General features: G+C 44.3%; 23 protein-coding genes and 1 pseudogene. 10 read left to right on the forward strand and 14 right to left on the reverse strand.

The window, feature by feature from the left end; translation table 11 throughout:
* Nucleotides 1-13: 13 nt before the first annotated feature.
* A complete protein-coding gene (locus BQ5367_RS03855) occupies nucleotides 14-1,372 on the reverse strand; it encodes an MATE family efflux transporter (protein ID WP_071441239.1) in 1,359 nt (452 codons plus the stop codon).
* A gap of 144 nt (nucleotides 1,373-1,516) precedes the next feature.
* On the opposite strand from BQ5367_RS03855, the gene BQ5367_RS03860 reads away from it, so the two are divergent.
* Together BQ5367_RS03860 and glgB are read left to right on the forward strand one after the other, a co-directional pair.
* On the forward strand, nucleotides 1,517-3,205 hold the full coding sequence (locus tag BQ5367_RS03860; RefSeq protein ID WP_071441240.1) for a phospho-sugar mutase: 1,689 nt from the start codon (nucleotides 1,517-1,519) through the stop codon (nucleotides 3,203-3,205).
* Nucleotides 3,206-3,218: 13 nt separating this feature from the next.
* Nucleotides 3,219-5,057, forward strand: a complete 1,839-nt coding sequence (gene glgB, locus BQ5367_RS03865; RefSeq protein ID WP_071441241.1) for a 1,4-alpha-glucan branching protein GlgB — start codon at nucleotides 3,219-3,221, stop codon at nucleotides 5,055-5,057.
* 222 nt (nucleotides 5,058-5,279) lie between these two features.
* Here the strand turns inward: glgB and BQ5367_RS03870 are convergent, their stop codons facing one another.
* Nucleotides 5,280-6,578 (reverse strand): ISL3 family transposase, encoded by a 1,299-nt coding sequence (locus tag BQ5367_RS03870; protein WP_071440743.1) that lies wholly within the window; start codon nucleotides 6,576-6,578, stop codon nucleotides 5,280-5,282.
* A gap of 346 nt (nucleotides 6,579-6,924) precedes the next feature.
* Here BQ5367_RS03870 and BQ5367_RS03875 point away from each other — a divergent pair, with 346 nt between their 5' ends.
* The 4 genes from BQ5367_RS03875 to BQ5367_RS03885 all read left to right on the forward strand — a co-directional run bounded on the left by BQ5367_RS03875 (nucleotide 6,925) and on the right by BQ5367_RS03885 (nucleotide 10,619).
* Entirely contained in the window at nucleotides 6,925-7,491 is a 567-nt protein-coding gene (locus BQ5367_RS03875) for a virulence RhuM family protein (protein ID WP_071441242.1), read from the forward strand.
* A gap of 101 nt (nucleotides 7,492-7,592) precedes the next feature.
* The gene (locus BQ5367_RS13885; protein WP_268874430.1) at nucleotides 7,593-7,721 is read left to right on the forward strand and encodes a hypothetical protein; all 129 of its coding nucleotides are present in this window, start codon (nucleotides 7,593-7,595) and stop codon (nucleotides 7,719-7,721) included.
* 45 nt (nucleotides 7,722-7,766) lie between these two features.
* The gene (locus BQ5367_RS03880; RefSeq protein WP_071441243.1) at nucleotides 7,767-8,042 is read left to right on the forward strand and encodes a hypothetical protein; all 276 of its coding nucleotides are present in this window, start codon (nucleotides 7,767-7,769) and stop codon (nucleotides 8,040-8,042) included.
* A 162-nt stretch (nucleotides 8,043-8,204) separates the two neighbouring features.
* Entirely contained in the window at nucleotides 8,205-10,619 is a 2,415-nt protein-coding gene (locus BQ5367_RS03885) for a glycogen/starch/alpha-glucan phosphorylase (protein WP_071441244.1), read from the forward strand.
* 460 nt (nucleotides 10,620-11,079) lie between these two features.
* Here the strand turns inward: BQ5367_RS03885 and BQ5367_RS03890 are convergent.
* The 10 genes and pseudogenes from BQ5367_RS03890 to BQ5367_RS03930 all read right to left on the reverse strand — a co-directional run.
* Nucleotides 11,080-12,285 (reverse strand): annotated as a pseudogene (locus BQ5367_RS03890) (tyrosine-type recombinase/integrase); the annotation flags it as partial.
* Between the two features lie 79 nt (nucleotides 12,286-12,364).
* A complete protein-coding gene (locus BQ5367_RS03895) occupies nucleotides 12,365-12,568 on the reverse strand; it encodes an excisionase (RefSeq protein WP_009296579.1) in 204 nt (67 codons plus the stop codon).
* 433 nt (nucleotides 12,569-13,001) lie between these two features.
* Nucleotides 13,002-13,244: a helix-turn-helix domain-containing protein gene (locus tag BQ5367_RS03900; RefSeq protein WP_004611627.1), complete on the reverse strand. Its 243-nt coding sequence runs from the start codon at nucleotides 13,242-13,244 to the stop codon at nucleotides 13,002-13,004.
* A gap of 6 nt (nucleotides 13,245-13,250) precedes the next feature.
* Nucleotides 13,251-13,682, reverse strand: coding sequence for a sigma-70 family RNA polymerase sigma factor (locus tag BQ5367_RS03905; RefSeq protein WP_015554803.1), 432 nt, complete (start codon nucleotides 13,680-13,682; stop codon nucleotides 13,251-13,253).
* A 563-nt stretch (nucleotides 13,683-14,245) separates the two neighbouring features.
* Complete coding sequence (locus tag BQ5367_RS03910; protein WP_071441246.1) at nucleotides 14,246-14,503, reverse strand: DUF3592 domain-containing protein; 258 nt, start codon at nucleotides 14,501-14,503, stop codon at nucleotides 14,246-14,248.
* A 574-nt stretch (nucleotides 14,504-15,077) separates the two neighbouring features.
* A complete protein-coding gene (locus tag BQ5367_RS03915) occupies nucleotides 15,078-15,701 on the reverse strand; it encodes a VanZ family protein (protein ID WP_025580950.1) in 624 nt (207 codons plus the stop codon).
* Between the two features lie 80 nt (nucleotides 15,702-15,781).
* The gene (locus BQ5367_RS13015; protein WP_074021989.1) at nucleotides 15,782-15,961 is read right to left on the reverse strand and encodes a cysteine-rich KTR domain-containing protein; all 180 of its coding nucleotides are present in this window, start codon (nucleotides 15,959-15,961) and stop codon (nucleotides 15,782-15,784) included.
* 128 nt (nucleotides 15,962-16,089) lie between these two features.
* Complete coding sequence (locus tag BQ5367_RS03920) at nucleotides 16,090-16,740, reverse strand: ABC-2 transporter permease (protein ID WP_015542934.1); 651 nt, start codon at nucleotides 16,738-16,740, stop codon at nucleotides 16,090-16,092.
* Nucleotides 16,733-17,593, reverse strand: coding sequence for an ABC transporter ATP-binding protein (locus BQ5367_RS03925; RefSeq protein ID WP_071441247.1), 861 nt, complete (start codon nucleotides 17,591-17,593; stop codon nucleotides 16,733-16,735). The genes BQ5367_RS03920 and BQ5367_RS03925 overlap by 8 nt, the downstream gene beginning before the upstream one ends.
* On the reverse strand, nucleotides 17,586-17,969 hold the full coding sequence (locus BQ5367_RS03930) for a GntR family transcriptional regulator (protein ID WP_015564335.1): 384 nt from the start codon (nucleotides 17,967-17,969) through the stop codon (nucleotides 17,586-17,588). Before BQ5367_RS03930 ends, BQ5367_RS03925 begins: the two co-directional genes overlap by 8 nt.
* 210 nt (nucleotides 17,970-18,179) lie before the next feature.
* Here BQ5367_RS03930 and BQ5367_RS03935 point away from each other — a divergent pair, with 210 nt between their 5' ends.
* The 4 genes from BQ5367_RS03935 (at nucleotide 18,180) to BQ5367_RS13020 (ending at nucleotide 20,770) form a co-directional block, all read left to right on the forward strand.
* Nucleotides 18,180-18,548 carry a helix-turn-helix domain-containing protein gene (locus BQ5367_RS03935; RefSeq protein WP_004070797.1) on the forward strand — a complete coding sequence of 123 codons (369 nt, stop codon included), beginning with the start codon at nucleotides 18,180-18,182 and terminating at the stop codon, nucleotides 18,546-18,548.
* Between the two features lie 229 nt (nucleotides 18,549-18,777).
* The gene (locus BQ5367_RS03945) at nucleotides 18,778-19,107 is read left to right on the forward strand and encodes a plasmid mobilization protein (RefSeq protein ID WP_002566656.1); all 330 of its coding nucleotides are present in this window, start codon (nucleotides 18,778-18,780) and stop codon (nucleotides 19,105-19,107) included.
* The gene (locus BQ5367_RS03950) at nucleotides 19,068-20,402 is read left to right on the forward strand and encodes a relaxase/mobilization nuclease domain-containing protein (RefSeq protein ID WP_071441249.1); all 1,335 of its coding nucleotides are present in this window, start codon (nucleotides 19,068-19,070) and stop codon (nucleotides 20,400-20,402) included. The genes BQ5367_RS03945 and BQ5367_RS03950 overlap by 40 nt, the downstream gene beginning before the upstream one ends.
* An 11-nt stretch (nucleotides 20,403-20,413) precedes the next feature.
* Nucleotides 20,414-20,770 carry a cysteine-rich VLP domain-containing protein gene (locus BQ5367_RS13020; RefSeq protein WP_432205934.1) on the forward strand — a complete coding sequence of 119 codons (357 nt, stop codon included), beginning with the start codon at nucleotides 20,414-20,416 and terminating at the stop codon, nucleotides 20,768-20,770.
* 157 nt (nucleotides 20,771-20,927) lie between these two features.
* On the opposite strand, the gene BQ5367_RS03955 is transcribed toward BQ5367_RS13020, so the two are convergent.
* Both BQ5367_RS03955 and BQ5367_RS03960 read right to left on the reverse strand, forming a co-directional pair.
* Nucleotides 20,928-21,128: a transposon-transfer assisting family protein gene (locus tag BQ5367_RS03955; RefSeq protein ID WP_071441250.1), complete on the reverse strand. Its 201-nt coding sequence runs from the start codon at nucleotides 21,126-21,128 to the stop codon at nucleotides 20,928-20,930.
* 3 nt (nucleotides 21,129-21,131) lie between these two features.
* Entirely contained in the window at nucleotides 21,132-25,070 is a 3,939-nt protein-coding gene (locus BQ5367_RS03960) for an LPD25 domain-containing protein (protein WP_071441251.1), read from the reverse strand.
* Between the last annotated feature and the right edge of the window lie 110 nt (nucleotides 25,071-25,180).

The raw sequence follows: 25,180 nt of genomic DNA on the forward strand, positions 1-25,180 counted from the left end.
AAAAAAGCAAACGTTAATTTGCTTTTTGAGTTAATAAATGTTTGAAATAAATCGTAAACAATGTAACAGTCGTGCATACAGCTAAAAAGTCTGCTACCGGTTCTGCCATGAAGACGGCAATTGCCTGATCGGCAAAGAAATTTGGAAGAATATAGATCAATGGAATCAGCAGGATAATTTTTCGTAAAACAGCCAGGAATACACTTGTTTTCGCATTTCCTAAAGCAATGAAAGTCTGCTGACAGGCAATCTGGGCCCCAAATAAACAGCTTGTAGACATGTAAATTTGTAAGGCGTGTTGAGTATAAGCAGCCAGTTCAGGCTTATCAGTGAAGATACTGACAAACAATTGAGGTGTAAATACGCTGATGGCCCAAAGAGTTGTCGAATAGATCATACAGCTGACTAAAAGATAAGTGAAGGTCTTTTTAACTCTATCTAGATTTCCAGCTCCATAATTATAAGATACAATGGGTTGCGAGCCCTGGGTCATACCCTGCAGCGGCAACATTGAAAATTGCATGACACTGGAAAGGATCGTCATTGCCCCAACAGCGATATCGCCGCCATATTTTAATAATGAAGTATTAAAACAAACCGTAATGACACTTTCTGTAAATTGCATGATAAAAGGTGATAAACCTAATGCAATACAAGGCAAGAAAACAGATGGTCTTAATGTCATATATTTCTTTTTTAATTTCAGTGAAGTTTTCTTTCCACATAGAAATAAGATGACCCATACACAAGAAACAGCCTGTGAGAGAATTGTTGCCAGTGCTGCCCCCTGAACTCCCATATTCAATGGAAACATAAAAATAGGGTCTAAAATAATATTAAGAATAGCACCGATCAAAATTGTTTTCATAGCTTCAGTTGAAAAACCCTGAGCACTGATAAAGGCATTAAGTCCTAAGGTCAGCTGTACAAAGATAGTTCCACATGCATAAATCTGAAGATAACTCCATCCGTACTGAACAGTATTTTCACTCGCACCAAAGAAAAGAAGCAGATCCCAGCCGAAAATTAGGATCAGTGCTGTAGTGATGATAGCAATAACGATCAGCAGTACAAAGCTATTACCAAGGATATTTTCAGCTTCATCATTTTTCTTGCGTCCCATCATGATACTGGCCCTTGGGGCAGACCCCATACTTACAAGAGCAGCAAAGGCACTCACGGCCATGATGATCGGCATCGTCACACCAACACCAGTTAAGGCTATATCCCCGATGCCTTCAATATGGCCGATATACATACGATCGACCATGTTGTATAAAACATTGATGATTTGCGCAACAATGGCAGGCAAGGCAAGCTTAAATAGGAGTTTTCCTACTGATCCTTGTCCTAAATTAGCAGATTGATTCATAATTTCCACCTCACAACATATTATTATATCAAAAAATATAACTTGAATTAGAATAGATTTAAAAGAAAACAAGACAAAAAAAGAAAATTGTTTAACTAAAACGCTTTCACATGTTGTATAATAAAAATATCAGGAGGGAATCATATGATTTTAGAACAATATAATAGATGGGTGAACCATCCAAATATCGATCCAGCTTTAAAAGAAGAGCTTTTAAACATGGATGAAAAAACAAAAAATGATGCTTTTTATACCAACATTGAGTTTGGTACAGCAGGGATGAGAGGACTATTAGGAGCCGGTACGAACCGTATCAATGTACATACGATCCGTAAAGCCAATGTAGGCTTTGCGAATTATATCTTATCGTTAGGTGAAGATGCGAAGGATAAAGGCGTTGCAATCGGCTATGACAATCGTCATATGTCTTATGAATTTGCGATGGATAGCGCAAAAGTACTTTCTAGCTTTGGAATTACGACTTATGTTTTTGAAAGCCTGCGACCAACACCGGAGCTGAGCTTTGCTGTACGTCATTTAGGATGTGCAGGCGGTATCATGATTACTGCTTCTCACAATCCAAAAGAATACAATGGATATAAGCTTTATGATGAAAAGGGCTGCCAGCTGGTTCCTGCTTTGGCTAGTAAAGTGATTGCCCTTGTCAATGCAGTAGAAGATGAATTGGCAATTAAGACGGATAAAGCAGATGAATCTTTGATTCATATCATTGGCAAAGAAGTTGATGAAGAATATTACAAGAATGTCTTAGCGATTCAATTGAATCCAGATGTAAATAAAGATGATATCAAAATTATTTTTACACCTCAGCATGGAACAAGCAATATTCCGGTAAAAGAAATTTATGATCGTACAGGATATCATTATGTGGCTGTAGAAGAACAGTGTACACCAGACCCTGATTTTTCAAATACACCAACTCCTAATCCGGAAGAACCATCTTCTTATAATTTAGCTTTAGAATATGCAGTTAGAGAAGATGCAGATATTGTACTGAGCTGTGACCCGGATGCTGACCGTATGGGCGTTGCTGTTAAACATAATGGTGAATATGTGCTTTTGACGGGCAACCAGTCAGGTTCTGTTTTGATTGAATATATTTTCTCACAGTTAACTGAAAAGGGCAGAATGCCAAAAAATGCTGTTATGTTTAATACGGTCGTGACTAGTGATTTAGGTGAGAAGATTGCTTCTAAATATGGTGTAGAAACAGAAAAGACGTTGACAGGCTTTAAATTTATTGGTGAAAAGGTTGCGAAATATGAAGTGACTCATGAAAAAGAATATGTTTTTGGCTATGAAGAAAGTTATGGATCACTCATTTCACCATTTGTACGTGATAAAGATGCTCCTCAGGCTTGTTTGATGCTTGCGGAAGCTGCCTGCTATTATCATGCGCAAGGCAAGACACTGGTAGATGTGCTGAATGGCTTGTATGCTGAATTAGGTACTTATCAGGAAAGCCAGACATCACTTTCCTTAGCAGGACAGGAAGGTGCTATGCGTATCAAACAGATCATGGCAACTTTAAGAGAACATACACCTAAAGAAATTGCCAAAACAGCTGTTGTGGCTTATGAGGATTATAAGACACTTAAACGAGTTGAAAATGGACAGGAAACGGATCTGAATGGTTTTACTAATTCAGATGTATTAAAATTCTATCTAAAAGATGGCAGCTGGGTAGCGGTTCGTCCAAGCGGTACGGAACCAAAATGTAAATTTTATTATTGTGTAAAAGGAAATTCCATTCAGGAGGCTAAAGAGAAGACAGAAGCATATCAGAAGGCCATGTCTGATGCCATCCAATAGAGAGGTGAAGGCAATGGATTTAAAAGAATTTTTTGAAGGAAATATGTGCAACGCTTATGAGTATTTTGGCGCACATATAGAAAATGACGGAGTTGTATTCAGAACATATGCACCTCATGCCCAGAATATTTATGTTATCGGTGAATTCAATGACTGGACAGATAGTGAAGAATCAAAGATGAAACGCATCGATGAGAGAGGAGTGTATGAATTATTTATTGGCGGTGCTAAAAAAGGCCAGCTATATAAATTTCGTATCATTCAGGCATTAGGCAATACAGCTGACAAAGCAGATCCTTATGCTTTTTACTCACAGCTAAGACCTGATACTGCGTCTGTGATCGAAGAGATTCATACACCGATTTTTAAGGATTCTAAGTGGATGAAAAAACGTACTCGTAATCTTGATCAGCCAATGAATATTTATGAGATGCATTTTGGCTCATGGAAAAAGCCTCAAGATGGACGTAAGTGGTTTAATTATGATGAGATTGCAGATGAGTTAATTGATTATGTCAAGAAAATGAATTATACGCATGTAGAATTCATGCCGTTAAATGAATATCCTTTTGATGGTTCATGGGGATATCAGACAAGCGGATATTTTTCAGTGACAAGCCGTTATGGAAAGATCAATGATTTAAAGAAACTGATCAATCGCCTTCATCAGAATGATATTGGTGTCATCATGGATTTTGTACCTGTACATTTTGTTAAGGATAATTATTCATTAAATTACTTTGATGGGACCCCTTTATATGAATATGATAATGATAATGATGCAAATTCACAGTGGGGAACCAGCAACTTTAATTTATGGAGAGAAGAGGTACGCTCATTCCTGATGTCAGCAGCCAATTTCTGGCTAGATATTTTTCATGTAGATGGATTGCGCATGGATGCGATCGCAAATATGATCTTTTGGCAAGGAAATAAGGATAAGGGAGTCAACGAAGGAGCTTTATATTTCATCAAGCGAATGAATAATAATCTTCATAAGCTCCATCCGGAAGTATTTTTAATTGCAGAAGATTCGAGTGATTTTCCAAAAGTTTGCGCACCTGCATGGGATGGCGGCTTAGAATTTGATTACAAGTGGGATTTAGGATGGATGCATGATACGTTGAAATATCTTGAAAAAGATCCGATCTATCGTCAATATCATCATAATCAGGTTACTTTTTCAATGGCTTATTTCTATTCTGAAAAATTTATCATGCCTTTATCACATGATGAAGTTGTTCATGGAAAACATACGATCGTAGATAAGATGTGGGGCAATTATGAACAGAAATTTGCCCAAGCAAGAACATTGTATATGTATATGATGACACATCCAGGAAAGAAATTAAATTTCATGGGTAATGAAATTGCTCAATTTAGAGAATGGGATGAAGAAAAAGAAAATGATTGGTTTATGTTAGAATATCCAATGCATGATTCCTTTTCACATTACATTGCAGACTTAAATAAACTCGTTGTTGAGAATCCTGCTTTTTATGAACTGGATTATACATGGGAAGGCTTTAAGTGGATCGATGCTGATAATAAGGCAGATAATATGTTTATCTATCAGCGTATGAATGAGGATCAGAAATTTATTATTGTTTTGAATTTCTCACCAAACCACTATGCTAATTTCAGGATCGGTGTGGAAAAAAATTCAACACTAAAGGAAGTACTAAATACAGATACGGATATTTATAGCGGAAGCAATATTAGAAATAAAAAAGCTTTACGTACAAAAAAAGTACCTCATAATTTTTTGGATTACAGCTGTGAAATTGAAATTGCACCTTTCAGTGGTATCATCTTCGAAGTAAAAGAAATTAAATCTAAAAAATCTGAATAAGTAAGAGAAGAGCTATATCAAAAATAGGGGATTCTAAATAATTCTGTGGTCTAGGCTATAAACAGCGTGTGGGTCAGGCTATCACAACCATGTGGAAAGTTATAACAGAGTGTGTGGTATGACTATGACAAATCTGTGGTTTATATGAGGAAAAAGGTGATCGGTTCGATCGCCTTTTCTGTTCAAAATCACTTGTATTATCGTTATATACTGTAGCTGTTTTTAAATTTTAAAAGTGTCTTTTTTATTCAGGCAGTAAAGTATTCTGTTACGGGTTCTTTTGAAATTTCTAAACCCGTTTGCATTCATCATCAGTCTTTCCAGCTGATTGTTTCTTGATTCAATATAGCTGTTGTTGATTCTTCTGCCGCTGACAGCAGAAAATGAATGGACGATCTCTTCATTCCAGTTAATCAAAAGATTGTAGAAGCCAGCATATTCACTGATTCCGGAATCTGCAAACTGCCGGATCTGATCTGCAAGCTTTTCCTTTGCATTCTGCACGCAGCAGGACTCGTTGAAGAGAATATAGCCTTCTTTCAGTTCATAGGCTTTCTTCAGATCAGGGAAACGCTCAAACAGGATGGTCTGCATGTCTCTGTAGTTCATGCGGCGCTTGAATCTTTTATTGTACTTAGGATCGTTGTCGAGATTGAAGCCATGACTGAAGATATACTTGAACTTTGTAAGAAGATACCGGAGATTTTCATCTTCGGTGTTTCTTCTGCACCTCAGACGGACAGCTCTGAAGGCCTCAGTGAGATGTTTGAGAACGTGAAAGGAATCGGCGCAGATGAGAGCTTTAGGAAAATAAATCTGAGCAATGATTTTATAAGGCTTGTAGAGATCAATCGAGACATATCTGACATTGTCGAGTTCGCTTTTTCCGGTCTTTTCATCGTAAGTATCCAGCCGCACTTTAGTAAAATAGCCGGCAAGATAATCTTTTTTTCTGTCAGGAAGCACATCGATGATGGTGCCGTCCTCAAAATCCATCAGAAGACAGCAGTAGAGAGAATCATAGCTGGATTCAGGAAAATGGTGTTCATCGATAGACAGGACTTCCGGCAAAGGCTTTCTGGGGATATTGACATGGGCATCAAAGATGCGCTGGACTTTGGTGGCAGAAAGATGATAGCGGGCAGCCGTAGAAGTGTAGGTATTATTGACGAACTTGAGATCCTTGAGAACATTGACCTTGGTTTCAAAGGTCACATTTTCAGAAGAATTGATGAAAGGATTCTCTTCAAAGAAAGTCATCTCACACGAATCACATCTGAATCTTCTGCGTTCATAAAAGATGGTGCATTTTCTGTTGACAAGAGTGGAATGGATCAGTTTTCTTAAGGAATAGCCATGGATATGGACTTTTCCGCCGCATACAGGGCAGCAGATATCTTTCTTGGCTTTCAGTCTGATTCTAAGATTTACAGAACCGTCAGAAAGATCAAAGGAATCAATCTTATCAATATTATCCGGTTTAATGTTCAGCATATCTGTGATAAACTTATGTAAGGACATGAATATGTCTACCTCCTTTTCTGTATAAAGTGATTTTGAACACACACATTATACGACAAGGAGGATTTTATTTTACAAGCAAAAACCACAGAAATGTCATAGGACTACCACAAAAACTGTTATACCAGACCACATAGTCACATAATTTTCACATAACCACATTTTCTGTTATAGGGGTAACCACACCACACGATATGGTATATACCGAAAAATAGCTCTTTTTGATTTAAATAGCAAAATAAATATATCATTATATTGTATTATATGATATAATTTATATGTAAATAGTATCGTTTATTGTTTAAATTTAAAACTTTAAGCTTAGGGAGTAGTGGCTGATTCTAGAATGAAAAGAGGTGAGTTCGAGATAAATATAAAAAATGAAATTATTCAGTTCGTAGATGGTGAATTAAAACTTGATGTAACGGTTACTCCGCAAGAAGAAACTGTATGGCTTACTCAAACTCAGATGGGAGAATTATTTGGCAGAGCTGCATCAACGATAAATGAGCATATAAAAAATATTTATAAAAGCAAAGAACTGGAAGAAGAAACTACTATGACTAAATTCGGAAATTCCGAATTTAGTGATAAGCCTACCTATTATTATAATCTTGATATGATTATTTCTGTCGGCTATCGAGTAAAATCAAAAAGAGGCATTGCCTTCAGAAAATGGGCTACTAAAATATTAAAAGATTACATGATTCAGGGATATGCTGTTAATGAAAAAAGAATGGCACTATTGCAGAGAAAAATAGAGGTGCAGCAAACTCTTATAAGTGGTTTTGCTGATATGGCTGGACTGGAAGCAGATGAGATTCTTCAGGTTATCGAAGCATATTCACAGGCACTGGATCTGCTTGATGATTATGATCATCAAAGAATTACAAAACCTCAAGGAAGAAAATGATGTATGAATATGAATTATTGGATTCCTGTGAAAACAAGTAAAACAACCAAAACAATGACTTTCATCCAGATCCCCATTTTCCGTATGTGGATAATCCGCATGTGGAAAATCCGTTAGGTGGTAAACCAGGGTCTATAATTAAACTAAAAGAATTAGACTTAATAAATAATACTGAAATAATTAAAGAAGATATGATTGATGAATATATAGAAGGAAATGGCAAGAATTGAAACTCCAAAATAACCAGACTTCCATAAATAAAGTGGTTTTAAACAATGAAGTTTTCTAAGAAATCTGATTTATTTGGAAAAGAACTGTATTCAATTCTTGTCAAAGATCATATTTATTTTGATGGGAATAAACGTTTGGCCGCTATTTTGTTTCTTGAATTTTTGAATCGCAATCATGCTTTGTTTGATGAAGAAAAAAATATGGTTTTAAGTAATGATGCTTTAGTAGCGATAACATTGATGATTGCAGAATCAAAGCCTCAGGAAAAAGAGATGATGGTTGATATTGTCATGAACTTATTAGTACCATCTGCAATATAAAATATGAATGAGGATCATTTTTAGATATTGATGATAGTAGTGAATCGTGATGATATGCATGAAAATTTTAGAAAAGAATTTATATGAAAAGCCTTTTATCGCAAAAAAGGCTTTTTTTAATGCTTAAAAAGTGTTAAAATCATAGCGCTATGGGAGGTAATTATGGGATATAAATTTAAAGACAAAGAAGAATTTAAAGAAGAATTTAAAACTAGAATTATCGCAAAATATGGCCGTTCCATTGAACAATCCCACATCACCGAAAAGTATATGGTACTTGGAACAATGATCCGTGACTATGCTGCTATGAACTGGAAAGCAAGCAAGGAAGAGATTGCTAAGAAAAATGAAAAACAGATGTATTATTTTTCTATGGAATTTTTAGTTGGCCGATTACTGACAAACAATCTAATGAATCTTGGAATTTATGACATTGTCAAAGATGGTTTGAATGACTTAGGTATTGATATTAATGAACTTGAAGAAATGGAAAGCGATGCTGGATTAGGAAATGGCGGACTGGGGCGTCTTGCTGCATGCTTCCTTGATTCACTAGCTTCATTGGGCTATGCCGGACATGGTAACTGTATTCGTTATGAATATGGTCTTTTCAAACAGAAAATTGTAGATGGCAAGCAGGTAGAAGTGCCTGATCAGTGGTTAAAGCTAGGAAATGTTTGGGAAGTAAGAAAACCAAAACATGCAGTTAATGTTAAGTTCTATGGTTCAGTAGAAATGGAAATGGATATCTATGGAAAGGCGAAGATCAATCATGTAGGTGCTCAGATCATTCGTGCTGTGCCATATGATATGGAAGTAGTGGGGCATAATACAAATCTGACGAATACTCTTCGTTTGTGGAGTGCTGAACCTGCTGAAGATGCTTCTAACTCACAGGAATTCGGTGAATATATCAGAGATGTGATTGCAATCAATCAAAATGTTTATCCGGATGATTCTACTGAAGCTGGTAGATATCTACGATTAAAACAACAATATTTCTTTGTGTCAGCAGGACTGACGGCTTTGATCAAAGCTCATTTACGTGTATATGATACGTTAGATAACTTTGCGGAAAAGAATGCAATTCAGTTAAATGATACGCATCCTGTATTGGCAATTCCTGAATTGATGCGTATCTTAATGGATGATTATCTGTATGAATGGGATGATGCATTTAGAATCGTTCAGGAAGCAGTTGCATATACAAATCATACAGTATTGTCAGAAGCATTAGAGAAATGGCCGGTAAATATGGTTCGTACTTTATTGCCAAGAATCTATATGATCATTGAAGAAATCGATCGTCGTTACTGCTATGATTTGAATTATAAATATTATCGTTCAGATTTGATTAATTCGACAAGAATTATTATTGATGGACAAGTACATATGGCTAATTTAGCCATCATTGGTTCTCATTCTGTGAACGGTGTTGCGGCATTGCATACACATATTCTGATCAATGATGTCTTTAAGAATCAGTATGCGATCGGACCTCAAAAATTCAATAATAAGACCAATGGTATTACACATCGTCGCTGGTTGGTATATTCAAATCCACAACTAAAGGCTTTATTAGATAAAACAATTGGTGAGAGTTATATCGAACATCCTCAGGATTTAGAAAAACTGATGAATTATGTAGATGATGTTCAGGTTCAGGAAGAATTCTTACAAGTAAAACTGGAAAGAAAGAAGATTTTGGCGGCTTATATCAAAGAAGTAACAGGAATTGAAGTAGATGTTAATTCTATTTTTGATGTCCAGGCAAAACGTCTGCATGCTTATAAACGTCAGCTTCTGAATGTCATGCATATTATTTACTTGTATCAGAAAATGAAAGAAGACCCAAATTTTAGAATCTTCCCACGTACTTTCATTTTTGCGGCTAAGGCAGCTCCGGCCTATACTTTTGCGAAGAAAGTTATTCAGCTGATTCATGCGATTGCTGAAAGAGTTAACAATGATCCTGATATTTCACAGTATATGAAGGTTGTCTTTATTCCTAATTATGGTGTCAGCATTGCGGAAATCTTAATGAATGCTGCTGATGTCAGTGAACAGATTTCAACTGCCGGAAAAGAAGCCAGTGGTACAGGAAATATGAAATTTATGATGAATGGTGCGATTACTTTAGGAACTTTAGATGGTGCGAATGTAGAAATCGTTGATCGTGTTGGTTATGATAATGCCTTGATATTTGGATTAAAGGTAGAAGACGTTGAAACGATGAAGCGTGCGAATTCTTATAATGTGTGGGATTATTATAACCATATTCCACATTTAAAGAAAATCGTTGATTCATTTATTGATGGTACATGGTCAGACAACAAAGATGAGTTCAAGATCATTTATGATGAATTAATGTTTAAGAATGATGAATATTTCTTATTAGCTGATTTTGATGCTTATCAGGCTACTCAGGCACGCATCCGTGAACACTATAAAGATCGTCATCACTGGGCAAGAATGTGTTTAGTAAATATTGCTAAGAGCGGTTACTTCTCAAGTGATAGAACGATAGAAGAATATGCTCGTGATATCTGGCATTTAAATAAGATTACAGTAAAATAGATCTCTATGTGAAAACATAGAGATTTTTTTGGTTCAACTATCAGTTGAATTCCTCTTTTCAACTAATAAGTTATTGGCAAAAAAGACTTTTGTCTTTACGATACAGTTGTTAGACGAGGGAGGAGATACTATGAGAAAATACTATGATGAAAAAGAATTTAAAATGAAAAAAAATAAATTGTTCAAAGAGAATACTACCTATATTTTTATTAGAATAATTTAATAGATTTCTAATTATCTCTTTAGATGTTCTTATATGCCGGTATAGCCCGTTACTTCGGGCTTTTCCGGCACTTTTCATATCGGAAGAACCTCACAAATCTTTTTATTACCCCTCATGTTTTCACTCTCAAAAGTAGTAAAAGTAGTAGTAAATTCTGCGTACTACTTATGCCGCCTTGGTTTCCTCGGCGTTTTCCGCCGCAGTTTCCGGCTTGGCCTCTGTGGTGGTTTTTGCCTTGGCTTGCAGCCGTTCCATTTCCTCCTGTGCGGAATGGAAAGTAGCGTGGGCGTAATAGTTCAGCGTCATTACAATGTTGGCGTGTCCCATGATGTACTGCAATGCTTTGGGGTTCATGCCCGCGTTTGCCATTCTGGTACAGAATGTATGCCGCATGGTGTGCGGCGTCATCACATCGGGCAGCGGCTCCTTGTGGCACTTGTTGTACTTCTTGGCAAGGCACTTGAACATGGCGTCATAGTTGACGGCGGTTTTGGGCAGGCCATCCCGGTTCAGGAACAGGAAGTCCTTATAACCATCAACCTTAATGCACCTGCCGTCCCTGCGCTTCTTCAACACGCGCTCAAACGCTTCATAGGCGGCTGCGCTCATCGGCACTTGACGGAATCCGCTTTCTGTTTTTGGCGCTTCGATATAGTAGCCGTCCTCGGTGCTTCTCAAAAGCTGGTGGTCTACATTCACAAAGCGCTTCTCAAAATTCAGGTCGGCTGGCGTCAGGCCGCAGAGTTCGGAAATACGAAGCCCGGTTTCCAGCAGGATCACCACCTCGTCATAATACTTGGCATAGACAGGATCGTTCTGCATGAAGTCCAAAAGCTCGTTTTCCTGTGTAGGGGTAAGCGGCACCTTTGGTACGGTATCGTCGTTGATAACCTCATTGATCTGGAAGTCAAAAGGATTCTTGCGGAGGCAATCGTCCTGTACGGCCATATAAAAGATGGCTTTTAAGGAACGCTTGCTGTTGCAGATGGTGTTGTAGGCAACGCCCTTTTCCTGCATACGCAAGGCCCATTCTTTTGCGTCGGACAGCTTCACGCTGTCAATGCTGGCCGCGCCCAGCTTATCTTCGGACAGAAGTTTCATTAACTGCTGGCGGCTCTTTTGGGTTCCTTTCCGCACATTCCCGCGCTGCCGGGTGTACTTTTCATAAAGCTGGCACACGGTCATTTTCTTGCCGATGGTGTCTATCCCGTCGTCAAGGTCTTTCTGTATCTGCTTGATCTTCTCGCGCAGGGAAAGACAGGGCCGTTTCCCGGCAGGTACTTTGTCGGTAGGTACTAACTTCCATGAGTAAACAAACTGGGTTTCTCCAAAGGTGTCAATGTATTTGTAAGCGTATCTTCCATCTGATCGCTGGCTCTCTCCAGACTTCAAAAGGCGGCCTTTGTTGTCCCGTCTTTTTTCATCTCGTTCTTTTCTTGGCATTTCGTCATGCTCCTTTCCATGACGGAAAGAGCCTTGACACGCTTATAACCTATTATAACACGAGCAAGGCCCTTTTTCACTATATTGTGTCAAGGGAATCAATAATTTTTTCAAACTGCTTCCGTTTGATCTGGATGCGGTTGCCGTTCAGGATCACCCAGCCAGCGGTGGGGTTTTCCTCGGCAAGCCGACGCAGTTTGTTTTCCCCGATCCGAAAATATTTAGACGCTTCCTCAATGGTGAGCGTGTATTTTTCCCAAATAGGCACATCGTTATTACTCATAACATGGCCCCCTTTCTTTTCAAAACAAAGGTTATTGTTGTGAAAGTGGGCAGAAAGTAACGGACGGCTGCTGGCACAGCTCCACGGGAATCTCACCCCTGCGTGGTTCTCACGCGGCCCTGCTCGTTGCCTGCGACGCTTCAAACGCTCGGACTACGACGGCAAGGGAGTATCATTGTCCTGTCTGCGCGTCGTCGCCCGCAGGCTGCCACACCTGCTTTACGGCCCGGTAAAATCGCTCCGCTTATCCCAATGAGGGAAAACCTCTTGGCGCACCTGCCGCCCGGCTCGGCGCAGACAGAATGTATCCGTCTGCCCTATGACGCGCCGCCATTGTCCTGCGGGCGTATTTGTCAAGGAGCAAAGGGGCCGCCGGGAAAACAGGCAGGCGGGGAAAGGGAAAGCCGCCTGTCTATGGCCGGGGCCTTAACCGTCAGTCGCCAATGGGACTAACGATGGAATGGATCAGCTTGATTTGCAATCGGCGCTTCATATACTCGTCAATGCAGATATGAGGCTGACCGCTGCCGTCATAGAGCGTCCGGGTACACAGCTTATTGATATAGCCGTCATAATGCTGCAAGACACGCTCCACGGCTTCGGCGTTACCGGCGCAGGCCGCGTCGATCACAAAATCAGGCAGAGGGCTTTTGCCCTTGTAACTGGATTGCTTCATCCGCGTTTAACCTCCCTCCGGCATGAACGCCATCAATTTTACACGCAGGTCTTTTAAGGTGCTTGTCCTGTGGCGCTGTACTGCGCTGCGGGACATTCCCATCAGGCGGCCAATTTCTTCGTCAGTCAAATCCAGAACAAAGCGGAGAATCAAAATACTCTGCTCGTCTTTTGGCAGGCTGGCAAACGCTTCGGCCACAAGCTCGTTGTCGATATGTAGGTCATAGCCATGCGAACTGAATGTAAAGCTGTCGCAGGAATACCGATCTACGGTCGAGAGCTTGTCCCAATCAGCCGGGGAAAGAGCGTCCAGCGACACTTCACGGTCGCGGCGGCACTTCATTTCCCGCAGATAATCTATCGCCTCATGGTACAGAACCAGCTTGCAGTAGCGGTCAAACTGGCCCCATTCACCGTATTTGCGGGGGATCGCTTCCATCTTCTCACCCCCTTTCTATGGGGGATGTGGTGGTTCTCTCCCTTTCCGCCAATAGAGCGAATGGAATCTCTCTGGCTGCCCGCTAAACGCCTCCTTTTTTCACTTTTTTGAAATTTCTTTTTGCGCCGGATAGCAGACCGCAGGAAATAACAAAATTCGCCCGGCAGATCAAAGACCCGCTGGGCGAAACAAAAAGCAATATGTTCTTTTCCTACATAGTATAGTACATACGCACAGCCGCTTGTCCCCGCTGCCGGGGGACGGCTTTTTTTGACAGGCTAACCCCTGTCGGAATTTGTCGAAGTAGTTTTCGTTGCATGGCGGCTCCCTCCTAAAGCCGCCATGCCAGAACACGGTGCAGGGGTCGTCGAAGCAAAAAGAAACGGCGGCCTTGATCTACTCAAAACCGCCGTATCCGTCAGTGATACAGGAAAGCGCACGAAATCCTCTGCCCGTCAGCGGTTTTTTTCTTTTCCCCGCTGTGGAGGCAGATGTTTGAATATGCAGGTATGTTTCATGCCGCAAAGGCCACAAAACATACCATGTTAGTCATTCAATTTGAATTAGAGTTCAATTCTTGCTTTCGATGGCTTATCTTCACAATAGATAACTTTAATCGTTGTTCCCTTGTCAGGGACTTTGTTTCCTGCGCCAATCCATTTTCGGCAGATGTAATCTTTGCCGTCTATCGTATATTTGACCTTGATAGTATGCGGAAAGGCTGCGCCATCCATCGCATGAACGCGGGCAGGTTTACGATTCACTTTTAACCACCATTGTTTTATAACTGAAATTACAGTTCCCATTGTTTCTTTTTCCATAAGTTATACCTCCAATGATATTTTTGATTGATGATACCTATTTTCTATTCAGCCTTTTCTTTGTTTGTAGTAAAAGCGGAACGCTGCTGCGCCGGTGGCCGCCAACTGTACCAGAATCAGCACAGCAAACAGACCGAAGCTCTCATAGTAGAACAGTTCATCCCAAAAATATAGTCTGTTCAAATGATGCCATTTATTGTATTCTAAATTTGTAGGTAAGCTGAACGGGTAACTTACCAAGGGATAGCGGCAACAGATGTCTATCTAACCATACTACCATTGAGATCGAAAAGTATGAATTGAAGAGTACAATAATAGGGTTGATTGAGGATCAACTTTTATTTTTTGTACCTTCATGTTAGAAGCCGTTGTGGACTATTACCTAAAAATAATAGATATAACACAAAGAGAATTATTCAATCTGTCCAAGCATAACAGGAAGGAAAAGATTGAAATTCCATAGGTAGTGGCTTCGTTGACGCGACTAAGTTCAATACGGAAAAATCGGTCTGCAGGTGTGTCAAACAGAAGACACTATTTTTTTATATCTGAGACCGATTGTTTCCGATACAATTTATGGAACATTCAGCACATCATGGACAAACCAAGTCTGAGCCGTGACCATAATGGCAAATGTGCAAATAGCAAAGAGAAGTACTTCAGCCACAGCATTGACACGGCTGGATTGAAGTTGCTTTTTCAGATTGGCAGGCAAGATTCTTGACAGCAGACAATAAACTAAAAATCCAATACAGGCTCCAGCGGTATTTGTCATCAAGTCATTGATGTCGGAAGAACCCCAGCCAAACATCTGGACAATTTCAACAGCCAAAGAAAACAGAAAGCCAGTCAATGCAACCGTCTTCATGTGATGATATTTCTTGTACAGCAGCGGCAGGAAAAATCCCAACGGGACAAACAGAATAATATTCAGAATGGTATCAATTGGCCCAGTTATCATACCGATAAATGGAGTCCAAGAAATGTTCGGGCGAAAGGTCATTGTGCTTGTAAAGCCGATGCCTGTGACGGTCAAAAGTCCGAATAAATAATAACCAAAAACAAACACTGCAGCGGTATGGAGAAAACTTTGTGTTCTCCCCAATTTTTTGAGCCACAAGAAATACAGTACGAAGACTGGAACCATAAACACATACCCACTAATTGAGCGGATGAGAATATCAGAAATTGGTATCATTATTATCTCCTTGTCAAATTCAAATTTATTGCCCATTCCAGCATTGAGCATTTTCTCATAAAGCAAACAGAATACTGTCATTAGTAACGACGGTATTCCCATAATGCTAATCGTAAGTCTAATTGTTCAATGTCGATTAGACATTCACTTTTACATTTTGGACAAAAGAGAGGAAAATTTTTAAGTACGGTATCTTCCCGAATTTTGTCGCGTGTTTTATTCCCGCAGACTGGGCAGCGGATGAACTCTGTTTTCTCCATATTGTTCACTCCGAATTGCGATCATTCTTTTTCTTATCCCGATATTTCCGTATGAGTTTATTACGGATAGGAACGCCAACACCAATCAAAAGCACAACTGCCAAAATTGTGAAATCCATACAATCACCTCACATTTCCTTATTCTTCATAACCCGAATGGACAAGAAGATTGAAACCGCATACATCACGACAATAGCAAAAACCGCAAGGAAAACGAGAAGTATCGGAGAAGATTCAACGACTGAAATAATTGAGTTCCCGATAGCTGGCATTTTAGAGAGAAGAAGTAAAGTCACCAAAAAACCGGCCACTGGAATATACATAAATACCCGTCCTTTGATTGAGCCGTACTTGTAATATCCCGGAATCTGGAACACGGTATAGAGTGCAAATAAGAATACTCCTGCAATAGCGGCAGTTACAATATCAAATACGCCAACTGTTTCACCCAGCACTTTCAAGACAAGCGGCTGTGCAATCAAAGAAATAATCAAGGAAAGAAGCCCCATTGCAAGGACAAAAACATAGCGTCCGATCACAAGCTCGCTTTTACGAACAGGTAAAATACCAAACAGACGATCCATGCTGTTTTTTTCTGTGATGGAAAAGGTATATCCCGTCGTCATGGCAATAAAGCACATAGCAAATGATACCCCTGTCAGCAAAGAACGATTGATTGCGGCAAACACAATCGGCAGGAGCAGGGTAAAGCAAATCGTCTTAAAATATGGTTTTACCAATGCAATATCTAATTTTGTGGATTTCAAAATATTACTCATAATCGTCACCTTTCTTGCTTGTAAACACTACAATTTCATCAATGGTGGCAGGATCAACGGTCAGGTTAGGGAAACCGCTAATATCTTCGGTTTTCATCAGAGCCTCAAATCCCGTAGGGAATGCACGAATACCAGCCGCCTTATTTTTCAGATCATCGGACAATTCCTCAATTCCACCTTTTACAATGCGGAACATATCTACAAAATCATCTTTGCTGCCAGTAAAGTACAGCTCGCCATAACTGATGTAGGTAATATAATCGGCTGCACGCTCCAAATCGCCTGTGATATGGGTGGAGAACAAAACACTATGCTCGCCATCTTCAATATACTCTGAAAGAATTTTCAAAAGTTCATCTCTGGAAACCGGATCAAGTCCACTGGTCGGCTCGTCGAGGATCAGCAGCTTGGCGTCGTATGAAAACGCACAGGCAAGCATTAACTTCATCTGCATACCTTTGGAAAGTTCTTTTACCTTTTTGGTTGGTGCAATGTGAAATTTCCGTAACATATCCGCAAATTTCTGGCTGTCCCAATTTGGATAAAATACCGAAATGGATTTTTCAACCTGCGACACTTTCCAATCATCACTGAAATAATTTGTATCGAAAACAACGCCCAGCTCTGATTTTACTTTTTGTTCTTCTGCGATATTATCCAGCCCCATCACTTTGACTGTGCCACCGGTGCGCTTGAGCATATTCAAAATCAGTTTGATTGTCGTTGTTTTGCCAGAACCATTCGGGCCAATCAAGCCCATAATATATCCCTTTGGCAAAGTAAAGCTGATATTGTGAAGCTGAAAAGAATCAAAAGATTTTGAAAGATTCGTTACCTCTAAATAATTAGTCATCTGTTTTTACCTCCGTTAAAATGTCCAAAAGGCGATGTAATTCCTCTGTGGATAGATTTGCCATTCTTGCAGCTTTTATTGCTTCGGTGAGATTGTTTTCTACTTTGCAAATAAGCTGCTCCTTAATCAGTTCTGAACCAGACCCCATTACGAAACATCCACGCCCCTGCACATTTTTAACAAAGCCCTCTTGCTCTAATTCTGTGTATGCCTTTGTCACTGTTAAGACGCTGATCTTTAAGTCTTTGGCAAGTGTTCTAAGGGAGGGCAAAGTTTCTTCGGCTTGAAGCTCGCCAGATAAAATAGCCGCCTTGATCTGCTGTTTAATCTGCTCGTATATGGGGATGCCAGATACATTTGAAATAATCAGTTTCATTGCTGCATCCTCCGTGTGTTTTAACTGTTATGCTGTTTTGTATAACAGTATAACACGAGAGGCGTATCTTGTCAATATTTCAAAAAGGGGGGTGGCAATAATTTCCTCTGCCTATGTTTCGGGATATGAATTATAAAGTTTAATCTTACTGCATATAGCAACATTCCATTGAGAAAATATGAAATATACAATGTAAATGGGTGGTGCTATATGGCAAATATCAAAGATTGTCCCGGCTTTGAAACTTTCGGCGCAGATGTAAAAGAGGCGCGGAAAGTCAAGCAGTTATCGCGTAAGACGCTGGCGGAACAGGTCAATATCGACTGGCGCTATCTTGCCAACATCGAAAATGACGGCACGATTCCCAGCCTGCCGGTTATCATACAGCTTATTAAAATCTGCGGGCTTCCCGTGGAACGGTATTTTAACCCGGAGATCATGCGGGAGGAAAGCGCACAGCGGCAGCGGGTCAGCCACAAGCTGAAACTCTGCCCGGAAGAATTTCTGCCGATCATCGAGGGCGCGATTGACGGGGCCATTCAAATTCAACAGAAGAATGACGAAACGGAGGGTGCATGACAACCCTCTGTTTTGTTTTTGGGAGGACGCAAGGCTGCGCCCTCTCTTTTTTTATGCGTTTTTCGGAAAAACCGGGATTTTGCGGGTATTTCTTTGGGGTCAGAACGCTTTTTAGGGGAAGAAGAACAAAGACAGCAAGCATAGGGAGTGTAGCCACACTCCCGGCAAACGGCTTCCCGTTTGTATCTTGGGGAAATCCCCAAACCCCTGAATGAATGGAGGTGCGAAAGTGGCAAACCGAAAACGAAAGTTTGTGCTGCGCGTCCCGGTGACGCCGGAGGAACGGGCGCTGATCCAGCAGAAGATGGCCCAGCTTGGCACAAAAAACTTTTCTGCCTACGCCCGGAAAATGCTGATTGACGGCTATATCGTCCATATCGACACCGGCCCTGTCCGGGCGCAGACCGCAGAGCTGCAAAAAATCGGCGTCAACATCAACCAGATTGCAAGGCGTATCAACAGTACCGGGACTGTGTACGCGCAGGACTTGGAGGACATCAAGGGGGCGCTGGCACAGATATGGCAGTTACAAAGATCCATCCTATCAAGTCAACGCTGAAAAAAGCGCTGGACTACATCGAGAACCCGGACAAGACCGATGAAAAGCTGTTCGTTTCTTCCTATGGCTGTTCCTATGAAACGGCGGATATTGAATTTCAAATGCTGTTAGATCAGGCGTACCAAAAGGGCAACAATCTGGCCCACCACCTGATACAAGCCTTTGAACCGGGGGAAACCACGGCGGAGCAGGCCCACGAGATCGGGCGGCAGCTTGCCGATGAAGTGCTGCAAGGCAAATACCCCTATGTGATTACCACCCACATTGACAAGGGCCATCTGCATAACCACATCATTTTCTGTGCCGTGGATATGGCGAACCAGCGCAAGTACATTTCCAACCGCCAGAGCTATGCCTTTATCCGGCGCACCAGCGACCGGCTGTGCAAGGAACACGGCCTGTCTGTGGTAAAGCCCGGCAAGGACAAGGGCAAGACCTACGCCGAGTGGGACGCACAGAAAAAGGGCAAGAGCTGGAAAGCAAAACTGAAAATTGCTATCGACGCGGCCATTCCGCAGGCCAAAGACTTTGATAGTTTTCTGCGGCTCATGGAGGCGCAGGGCTATGAAGTCAAACAGGGCAAGTTTATTTCATTCCGCGCCCCCGGACAGGAACGCTTCACCCGCTGCAAGACCTTGGGGGAGGATTACACCGAGGAACGGATCACCCAGCGAATCAAGGGCATTTCCATAGACCGGGGGCCGCGCAGAAGAAGCACCGGGGAAATCTCCCTGCGGATCGCCTTGGAGGACAGTATCAAGGCCCAGCAGTCGGCGGGCTATGCGCGGTGGGCGAAGCTGCACAACTTGAAGCAGGCCGCCAATTCCTTAAACTTCATCACAGAACACCAGATCGACAGCTACGAGGGCTTGGAAAGCAGGCTGGCCGAGATCAGCGCGGCAAACGACGCGGCGGCCTCCGCCTTGAAAGACGCAGAACGCCGCCTTGGGGATATGGCGCTGCTGATAAAAAACCTCTCCGCCTACAAGCAGCTCCGGCCTGTGGCGCTGGAACTGCGAAATACCAAAGACAAGGCCGCGTTCCGGCGGCAGCATGAAAGCCAACTGATCTTGTATGAGGCGGCGGCAAAGGCGCTCAAAGAGGCCGGGGTCACAAAGCTCCCCAACCTGTACGCCCTCAAAACCGAGTATAAAAAGCTGGACGCAGAACGGGAACGGCTGTCCGCACAGTACAGCGAAGCGAAACAGAAGTTGAAAGAATACGGCATTGTCAAACAGAATGTAGACAGCATTTTGCGGACAGCGCCGGGAAAGGAGCATACGCAGGAACGATGAACATACCGAGAATGAGTTACCCCCAATACCGCAAGGCCCGCAGGCTCACCCATGAGTGCTGCAACTACTGTAACGGGAACTGCCTCCTGCTGGACGATGGGGAGGAATGTGTCTGTGTGCAGAGTATTTCCTATTCGCTGCTGTGCCGGTGGTTCAAGGTGGCCGTCCTGCCGCTGGACGCGGCCCTGTGCGCCGAGATCACCAAAGGCCGGGACGAGATCAAACGCTGCGCCGTCTGCGGGGCGGCGTTTACGCCCAACTCCAACCGGGCCAAATACTGCCCGGATTGTGCGGTGCAGGTACGCCGGAAGAAAGAGGCGGAACGCCAGCGGAAAAGATACCTCCTGTCTACGCATTTAGGGCGGTAAAAGTCCACGGAAATCAAGGGTTTTTCCGCATGGTCGGCAGGCAGGTGGATAAAGTTATCCTGTTCCCCTCAAAACGGGGTTCTAAATGCGGGAAAATGGACAAAAAAAGAAGCGCCGGACGCAGAGGCTTTGACAGCCCCCGCACCCGGCGTTTTGCTTATTCGTCTGTGAAGTGGAACCGCTGCGCCGCAAAGTCGGCGTCGCTCATGGCGTCCAGCTTATCGGCGGTCTGACAGGCCAGCACCGCCATTTCCTTGTCCATGTCCGGCAAAGCTGCCCGGAGATTTGCCGCCGTCTTGCGGCGGTCGGCGTTGTGGTACAGACAGATCAGGTTTTCTTCTTCCACGGTGAAATACATTCCTCATACCTCCATTTCTTTTGATTTTTCCCGCGCCGGGGGTTTCTTTTTCTGTTCCTCCTTGGCGGCGGCAAGCTGCGCCCGGATGGACGGTTTCTTTTGCTTCTGCGTCGTCTTTCGGGTCTGCTTGGGCTTTTTGGCCTCCGCCTTGGCTGCCTCGGCCACATCCAAAAGGGAAATCTGTTCCCCGGCTTTTGCCCTTGCTTCCAGTTCCTCCATAGACGGGGCATTGTTCATCATGCCATCGATCATGTTGTAGTTCTGCTCGGTGGACATTTCCGCCGTCTTGATATGGCTTTCCTGCTGGGCGGGGATGGCAAAGGCCCTTGTGCCGTTTGCCATAATAAGATACCTGCCGTCCTCCGACTGGTGGTGGAATCCATACCCGGCGGCCTCCATCTGTTCCCGGCTCCTGTCGGTCAGATAGAAACGGCCCCTTGGCGTCTGGATTTGTTCGCCGGTCATGCACTCGTCCGGCGTGAGCTGCTTTTCCGGCTGGGCGAAAAACTCCGGCACCTGCCGGTAGTCGGCCCCCTCGTCCACATAGTAGGCAGTCTGTTTCCCATCCTGCCGGAACACCACAATATCCCCCGTAGAGAGGGAATGTCCCTTGTAATCGGAGGGATGTTCTATGTTGAAGCGGCGGTAAATCTCGTCCAGTGTGGTGTCCTTGTCCAGCGGCGCGGTGTAGACAAGCTGATAATTCTTCCTGTCCACCGAAAGCCCGTCCGCCTGCAAGTCCTCATAGGAACGATAGCGGAAGTCGCGCCCCTCTGGGCCGGGCGGCACTTGGTAGATGGAAAAGTTGGGCTGCGCTGGTGCTTCATAATCAGAGGCAACATATTCCTCCACCGTCAGCCCGGCAGCGGCGGCCTCCTGTTCCAGCTCTGCCTCGATCTGTTTTTTGTAGTCCTGCAAGTTCTGGTCGAAATCGGCAAGCTGCGGCGGCTCCGGCAAATGGTACTGGCCCTGATTGAGAAGCGGGCGGCACTCCTTTACATAGTCCAGAACCGCGTTGAAATAAGCGGTCTGTTCCGGCGTCAGGGTTTCCCCGGATCGCAGGGGACGCCGGGCCTCCTGCTCCATAGCGGCCAGATTGCAATGCAGTTCCATATATGGGACGAACTCATGCAGCAGCATATCCCGCTGGGCCTTGTCCGCCTCCCATGCCTCCGGCCCCTCATGGTGCAGCACATGGTTTTTCCAGCTTTCATCCTGTGCATAGTATTCGTGGTAGCCCCGGATATGTTGGATCAGGGAACCGTCCCCGTCGCCAAAGTCCTGCCGTCCCTCGTAGCTGTCCGGCTGGCCCTGCATGGTAAAGTCAATGCGGAACTTGGTCTTGTCGTACCAATGGCCCGTATAGCCCGGCTGCTCCCGTTCATGGCGTCTGGCACTGTCCAGCTCCTTGAAAACGGCCTCGGCCTCATGCAGCGGCATTTGCTGTCCGTCTTTCAGATGGGGACTTTCGCTCCAAAGGATCGTGACAACCGGCTCCGCTGCCGGATTCTGCGCGATCTGCCGCTGGGCGTTGGCAACGGCAATCTCACTTCCGATCTCGCTTTTCACAAAGGAATCCATCTGGCCCTTTTGCAGCTCATAGCCCTGTTCGCACAGGCGGTTGATAAGCCCGATTACTTTGTCGGTATCGCCCACGGCCTCGGCATAGGCCACGATCAACTGCCGTTCCTCGCTGCCCAAACGCGGGGCGTTTTTCTCTGCCAGTTCAATCAGAGCGGCGGCTCGGTCAGCCGGGGACGCCTCCGGCATGAACGGCTTTCCATTCAACAGGCCGTCGATCCCATTCCACGCCTGCGGCTGGGGAATGGCGTTGGCCTGTTCGGTTGCTTCCAGAAAATCATCCAGCCCGTCGCCGGTCAGGGGTTCCATTGTCCCAGCCGGTCGCTCATGGATCGCAAGGATTTCTTTTCCGGCTTCCACAAGGGACAGGCCGGGATTGTCAAGCTGGCCTCCGTCCAGTTCTTTGTAGTCGGGGCCGTACAGCGTGTAATCATAGCCGGTTTCCGATGTCTGGATATACAGGTAATCGCCGCTTTCCAGACGGTAGGCGGCCTCCTGCGGGGCTTTGGCCTGTTCCAGCGTTCCATCCCCGGCAATGGTAAAGCCCTGCACCTGCGCCGCCTCCTTGGTTCCCTGCGACACTTCGCCGGTGGATTTCAAATCCGCGTCAATCAGGGTTTGCAGCATAGCTTTTACGCTGGCGGTCATTTCCTGCTGTTGCTCCGGGGGCAGCTTGGAAAATACGCTGTCCGGGTCTGGCTGCTCGGCGGCCTGTTCCAGCGGCGCGGCCTGCGGCTGCTCCTGCTGGGCCTGCCGTTCTTTCTGAAGCTGGGCAAGGTGGCCGTCAATGGTGGTAATCAGTTCATGGGCGGTGGCCCGGATGGTTTCAAGGGAGGCTTTCAGCTCTTTCAAGTCCTTGCCGGAACTCCAACCGGCCACATAGCCAAAGGAATAGTCGGAGGTGTCCAGCCCGTAATGCTGGCATACGGCATAGGCCACGCTTTCAGCCTGCACTTCGCGGGTGCGGCTGTCGGGGCGGTCGGCCTGCTCAATGGCCGGGGCTTCCGGGTCGATGGCGTGGAGCTTGGAATGGGCGATCTCATGGATGGCTGTCTTTAGGGTCTGTAATTCGCTCATGCCCTCCTGAATGGCGATCCGCTTTTCCGTCAGGTGGTAATAGCCGTGGGAACCGCCCGGAATGTCCTCAAAACCAATGGGAACCGGGGAGGTCTGTTCCAGCGCCTTGAAAAATTCCCCGTAGCGTTCCACGCTGCCGGTCAGTTCTTCCACGCCGATAGAGGGCAGCGGTTCCCCCTCGGTCTGGCTCACATCAAAGACAGAAACGATCTTAAAGGCCGGAACCTGTATTTCCTGTACTTCGGTAACAGGCTTTCCGTCTTTTCCCATCACCGGCCTGCCCTGTGCGTCCAGCTTTTGCACTTCCTTTTTCGCCTTGAACGGGGCCGGGGCCAGTATCTTGATGGCCTTTTCGCCTTTCTTTACATTGCGGTGAAAATCGTCCCGCCACTTGTTGTAGCCCGCCACAAGCTGTCCGCCCTGCATGGCGATCAGGAGGGTGTTGTTGAAGCTGTAACTGTGGAACTTGGACATGGTGGTGAGATAGGCTTTGTAGCGTTCACTCTCGAAAAGCTCCTGTATGCCGGTTTCCAGCCGGTCGGTGATCTCTTTCATGCGCTCGGCGCTGTTCTGGCCGTTTAAGAGAATGGGGGTGACAGGCTGCGGGGCCTTTGTAGGCGCTGCCGCCTCCGGCTGTACCTTGCTTTCCTCCCGCAGAATTTCCGGCGCAGGATAGGCCATCACCCGGTATTGTTCCGGCACTGGCTGGCCCTCATGGACGCGCTGCCATTCGTCGCCGCTTTTTACCAGATAGCCATAATCGGTAAAAACACCATGCTCTGTGTTGGCAATATGCAGGCCAAAACGGGGCAGGAGAATCCCTGCTTTCCATTCCTCCGGCATATCCACCATGCCGGAACGGTTTAGATAGTAGTCGCCCAACTGTCCTGTGCTGGTGACATCCGGCAAATGCACATAAAAGTCCACATTTTCGGGATAGTCGATAATCTGGCCGATATTGTGAAAATCACTCTGCGGGCTTGTCAGGGCGGCGTTCAGCTCCGTAAGTTCGGCGGCGTCCAGCTTTTCCAATCTTGCAGCAAGGAAGTTTAATTCATCCATGCCTGCGGACAGCACCATATCACGGGGCAGCTTAATAGGTCGCTTCTGTGGGCTTCTATACCCATATAGAAAAAAGTCCTGTGGATTGTCGGTGCTGATTCCGATTTCCCGCAGGGCTGCTTGCAGTTTTTCGGTTGTGGTCGGCAGAGAAAACCATAGGCCCTCTTTGCCTTGCTCATAACGCTGTCGGTTATGAAGAAGTACGGAAAACACTTCGCTCATTGAATCGCTCCTTTCACATAATATAAGGGTTTGGGGCTTCCCCAAAGAGAAAATCCCCGGCCCGGCAGGTGCGCCGGGTCAGGAATTTTGCCGGGAGTGTGGCTACACTC

Source organism: Traorella massiliensis, from assembly GCF_900104665.1.
Classification (GTDB): domain Bacteria; phylum Bacillota_I; class Bacilli_A; order Erysipelotrichales; family Erysipelotrichaceae; genus Traorella; species Traorella massiliensis.